Here is a 272-nt window from a genome sequence, read left to right on the forward strand (position 1 = left end):
GGTGTGGGCTGGCCGAATTTCACCAAACCTTTGGAGCCCGACAATCTTGTCTTGAAAAATAGCCCTGGTTTCGTGTCCGTAGCACCTGAGGTTAAAAGCAAGAGCGGCGATTCCTTCCTGGGTCATAAGTTCAAAAGCGGCCCTTCACCAACAGGCGTACGCTATTGCATCAATTCCGCGTCATTGGATTTCATACCGAAGGGTGAGCTTGAACAAAAAGGCTACGGGGAGTATGTGAAGCTTTTTAATTAATAAATCCTTTCTGGAGGGAT

General features: G+C 47.4%; 1 protein-coding gene. It reads left to right on the forward strand.

Going from position 1 to position 272, the window contains the following annotated elements; genetic code table 11:
• The coding region (locus KVT27_RS24665) for a peptide-methionine (R)-S-oxide reductase (protein ID WP_217582177.1) at positions 1–252 on the forward strand (252 nt) is incomplete at its 5' end.
• Between the last annotated feature and the right edge of the window lie 20 nt (positions 253–272).

Source organism: Lysinibacillus sp. GbtcB16, from assembly GCF_019091145.1.
GTDB lineage: Bacteria > Bacillota > Bacilli > Bacillales_A > Planococcaceae > Lysinibacillus > Lysinibacillus fusiformis.